This is a genomic window from Caballeronia sp., from assembly GCF_049581465.1.
Taxonomy (GTDB): Bacteria; Pseudomonadota; Gammaproteobacteria; order Burkholderiales; family Burkholderiaceae; genus Caballeronia.
Map to the genome: position 1 here is coordinate 1 of NZ_JBAUSA010001302.1, position 4,212 is coordinate 4,212.

At 62.3% G+C, this 4,212-nt stretch carries 5 protein-coding genes; 2 read left to right on the forward strand and 3 right to left on the reverse strand.

Annotated elements, in window-relative coordinates:
• Positions 1 to 66 precede the first annotated feature (66 nt).
• Positions 67 to 1,239 (reverse strand): galactonate dehydratase, encoded by a 1,173-nt coding sequence (gene dgoD, locus WCA53_RS31570; protein WP_423920923.1) that lies wholly within the window; start codon positions 1,237 to 1,239, stop codon positions 67 to 69.
• Between the two features lie 289 nt (positions 1,240 to 1,528).
• Here dgoD and WCA53_RS31575 point away from each other — a divergent pair, with 289 nt between their 5' ends.
• Both WCA53_RS31575 and WCA53_RS31580 read left to right on the forward strand, forming a co-directional pair.
• The gene (locus tag WCA53_RS31575) at positions 1,529 to 2,269 is read left to right on the forward strand and encodes a FadR/GntR family transcriptional regulator (protein WP_423920926.1); all 741 of its coding nucleotides are present in this window, start codon (positions 1,529 to 1,531) and stop codon (positions 2,267 to 2,269) included.
• Positions 2,270 to 2,312: 43 nt separating this feature from the next.
• The gene (locus WCA53_RS31580; RefSeq protein WP_423920929.1) at positions 2,313 to 3,203 is read left to right on the forward strand and encodes an aldose 1-epimerase; all 891 of its coding nucleotides are present in this window, start codon (positions 2,313 to 2,315) and stop codon (positions 3,201 to 3,203) included.
• 456 nt (positions 3,204 to 3,659) lie between these two features.
• On the opposite strand, the gene WCA53_RS31585 is transcribed toward WCA53_RS31580, so the two are convergent.
• Complete coding sequence (locus WCA53_RS31585) at positions 3,660 to 3,806, reverse strand: hypothetical protein (protein ID WP_423920932.1); 147 nt, start codon at positions 3,804 to 3,806, stop codon at positions 3,660 to 3,662.
• Positions 3,807 to 3,930: 124 nt separating this feature from the next.
• Positions 3,931 to 4,212, reverse strand: a 282-nt coding sequence (locus WCA53_RS31590; RefSeq protein WP_423920935.1) for an NAD(P)-dependent oxidoreductase, incomplete at its 5' end; no start/stop codon positions are given.

Genomic DNA, 4,212 nt, shown 5'->3' on the forward strand with positions numbered 1-4,212 from the left:
CTCCGATGCCTCGTCCTGCGCCTGTCACGATGGCGATTTTGCCCGAGAGCCGATCCACCATGGCGATCACCAATCGACAATAGTGCCATCGTCAAGGACGGCGGCGCGCGTTGCCAGGATTTCGGGCTTGTAAGGATGACGTGCACAGGCCGCCTCGTTGACCGTGACGCCGAGTCCGGGCGCGTCAGGAACGCGCCAGAACCCGTCGATCAGCTCGATTGGACCCTCGACCACCTCGAAGTACCAGGGTACAGCCCCAACCATTTCCTCTTGAATTACGTGGTTGGGCGTCGAAACCGCGAAGTGTAGAGCGGCCACGCCCGCGATCGGCCCCAACGGATTGTGCGGGGCGACGCCGACCGAAAAGGCCTCGGCCATGGCGGCGATTTTCTTGGCTTCCAGGAGACCGCCGCAATGGCAGATGTCCGGCTGCACGATGCCGACGACGCGCGCGGCGAGCAGATCGGCGAATTCGGTGCGCTCGACCAACCGCTCGCCGGTCGCCAGCGGCACTTTCGAATAAGCCGCGACGGCTTTTAGGCCTTCCATTTCTCCCGGCGGCAAAGGCTCCTCGACGAACATCGGCCGACCCGGCGCGAGCGCGTCGATGTAGGCTAGCGCCGCGGCCGCGCTTGCGGGCCGCCCATGGAAATCCACCATGACCTCGATTTCGGGCCCGACGGCGCGGCGTAACGCTTCCATCATCCGGCCGACTTTTTCGACCTCTGGAAGAGGTGCGTGGTAGTGCGTGTAGGGGATGAACACAGCCTTGAAAGCGCGATAGCCCCGCGCCAGCACTTCATTTGCGCGCGCCACCAGTGGTTCTGCGTCAGTTGTCTCGTAAACCGCCCTCATATCGCCGAGGCCGAGATGCGTGTAGACGCGCACTTTGTCGCGGACCTTACCGCCGAGCAGTCGCCACACTGGTACGCCAAGCACTTTGCCTAGGATGTCCCACAAGGCCATCTCGATGCCCGAGACGGCGCTCATGCCGATCACGCCGAGGCGCCAGAAACTGTGCTTCTTCAACACGCGCACGGCCTGTTCGATGTCGCGGGGGTCGCGGCCCAACAACAGCGGCGCAAGATCTTCGATGGCGCCGACGACCGCTCGGGTCTTCCACTCCAGTGTAGCCTCGCCCCATCCCACGAGGTCGGGACTGTCGGTCTCGACGCGGACGAAGACCCAGTTGCGCATCTCGGCGTTTACGACACGAGTCGATATGCCGGTGATCTTCAACGAGTCTCCTCCTCGGCTTGCGCGGTGGCCCGTGCTCAACGGCGTAAACATGCCGTCAGGATGGGCAGCCGTCAAGAAAAAATACGACTGATTGACAAATAAATACGATTAATCGATATCAAACGTCGATGGCGCTTGTGAGCCCCGCCGCGGAGTCTATTGCGCTATGCCACACGAGAAACTGGGGACGGGCGTTGTGAAAATAAACGACGAGCCGGCAATATCCGCACGCGACCGGGCCACGTCGGTTAGACCCGGCGCAGGGCGGAGCAAGGTTCGAGAGGCGCTAGTGTCAGCGCTGGTCGAGGCGATCGTTTCCGGCGAGATGCCGGAGAACGCGACGCTGCCGAATGAGACCGAACTGATGACACGCTACAAAGTGAGCCGAACGGCCTTGCGAGAGGCGATGCAATTCCTCAGCGCTCAGGGAATGGTGCGCGCGCGCACGCGCGCCGGCACGGTCGTGCTGCCCGGCGAGGAGTGGAACTTCCTGGATCCGATGGTGCTCGATGCCGCGCTTCGGCACCGGGCGAACACCAGCTTCTACGAGGCGCTCTTAGAAGCTCGGGCTCTTCTCGAACCGGAAGCAGCGAGCCTCGCTGCGGCGCGCGCGACCGCCCGCCAGGTCGCGCTTATTGAGGAGGCATTTTTGGCGATGGTCGAGTCCAACTCGCGCGACGACGAGGCCTGGAGCCGCGCCGATCTCGCCTTCCACACCGCCATCATCGAAGCGAGCGGCAACTGGATATACCGCCACTTCGCCTCGGTGATCCGCGCGGCGCTCCTGGTCACTTTCCGATTGACTCATAGACACACGACCTCACATGGCGATGTCGTCGCCATGCATCGGGACGTGCTAGAGGCCATAAGATTGCGCAAGCCGGAAAAGGCCTCTGCGGCCATGGATGTTCTCATAAAGCTTGCCCGTAAGGAACTCGCGGTCGTACTGGAACATGCGGCGTCGGATCGTCCTCTACCGATGTTGCGGGGCTTAGAGAGCGCTCTTCCGCGCCGCCGGCACGTTCGGTAGTTTAGGCGACGGAAAGCCCGCCAGCGGGGCGGTGACGGCGGGAATGGATACGATATCGCTCGCGGATGGCGTCGCGGAGGTCGTGATCGTTCCGAGTCTAGGCGCTGGCCTTGCGAGTTATGATCTCGTCTCGCACGGCCGACGCGAGCCCTTGATGCGACCCTGTCGCGACCTCTCGCGCGCAACACCCTTTGATCTCGCGAACATCCTGCTCGTCCCCTGGTCCAACCGGATCTCGGGAGGCGGATTTGCATTCGGCGGGCGCTTCTATCCGATTCAACCGAACCTGGCGGATGAGCCGATGCCGATTCACGGCAATGGCTTTTCCTCGGCGTGGGAGCGGGTCGAGGAGTCGGCCGTCAGCGCATTCCTCACATTCAATTCCGACGGCCCGGGGCCATTCAAGTTCGTAGCCGCGGTTCGCTACTCGCTCGAACAGGGAGCGCTTCGCGTCGCGCTCAAGGTTACCAATCGTGGGCCGGACACGTTGCCGTTCGGCCTCGGCCTGCATCCCTGGTTTCCCCGCACCCCTGGGACCACGTTGCAGGCGCGCGCCGCCGTCGTCACCCTGGAGGACCGGCTCCACCTACCGAACGGCCAAATTGCTGTAGCGTCGCGTGAGAACTGGAATTTCTCAACTCATCGCAGGCTTCCGTATCGCTGGATCAACAACGACTTTTCGCCGTGGAACGGACATGCGGAGATCATCTGGTCGGAGCTTGGTGTGCGGCTGAGCATCGAAGCAGAAGGCGCTCTATCGGCCTACATCCTCTTTTCGCCGGCGTCCGCCGCGGATTTCTTCTGCTTTGAGCCCGTGACCCATCTCGTCGACGCCCACAACCGGCCGGGCGGACCCGAGGCGAACGGGCTGAAGATACTGGACCACGGGGACGACCTCGCGGTTGCCTGCCGTTTCGTCCCGACACATCTTTGAATTCCACGAATGGAGCAGACGCATAATCGGATTTGGGGAGTTGCTTTCATCGCGAATCGGCGGCGCCGTGAGCCGTCGATGACGCCGGCTCCGTTTAGGTGACGAGCGCCCAGGCCCTGCGGTTGATTGTCTAGTGGTTTGCCTGACCATGAACTCCTGGCGATTGAGCGCTTTGGCTTTCCGCCATAGGCCGCGATTTCCTGGCGCATAGGGTGCGTCAATCGTTTTGGACACGACGGCTTCAAAACCGAACTCGCCGGCGTGCGCCAGAATGAGTTCGCCGTCGCCCGTGTCATGACCGTTGTATTGAAGGCGAGGCTTACCGACCACCAAGGGCTCGAGCAGCGTCTTGCGCTCAAGCAGCGACAAGCCCGAGACGTTCCATCCGCCAATGTTCAGTAGATCGAAAGCGTAGTAGACCAAGTGCACCCGGCGCTACCCGTCTGTCGCCTGGGTCTAGGCAAAACTCGGCAGTCCAGATTCGTCGACGCCGCGGAGTTCGCCGTCTATATAGGCGGTGTTCGCGTTCAGGTTCGAGAGCGCCGCGATGATGCTTGGATATTTGGCGGTCCAGTCCAGGCCGGTTCGGGTTAGAATTTGCACGCGGCCGTTATCGATGGGAGAGGAGCATCGCGCTGCGACCGACTTCCCGAAGCCATTCGTCCCTCCTGGGTGGACCCTGACGGTCGTGCGCGCGTGGAGCTGTTTGGCGTATCTCGCAACTAAATCACACCACGCTCCACGCTCGAACGCGCGGATGGGTCGTCGCCTTGAGATTGACGAGGAAATCGGGCAGGCGGCCCTGGACCACGTTGATGATCCCGGTGATCGCATCCCGGGCGACGGCGTCGACGAAAGAATCGGTCCAGCAGAGGTTGTGAGCGGTGGATATGACGTTGTCCATTGCGAAGAGAGCGTTGGCGGGGTCGGGCGGTTCCTGCTCGAAAACGTCGAGGCCAGCCCCGGCGATCCGGTCTTCCCGAAGCGCGGTGATCAGCGCTTCCTCGTC

What these genes read in the sequence shown, in the direction of transcription:
- WCA53_RS31580 (WP_423920929.1), top strand. Translation starts at nt 2,313, where the DNA reads ATGGATACGATATCGCTCGCGGATGGCGTCGCGGAGGTCGTGATCGTT.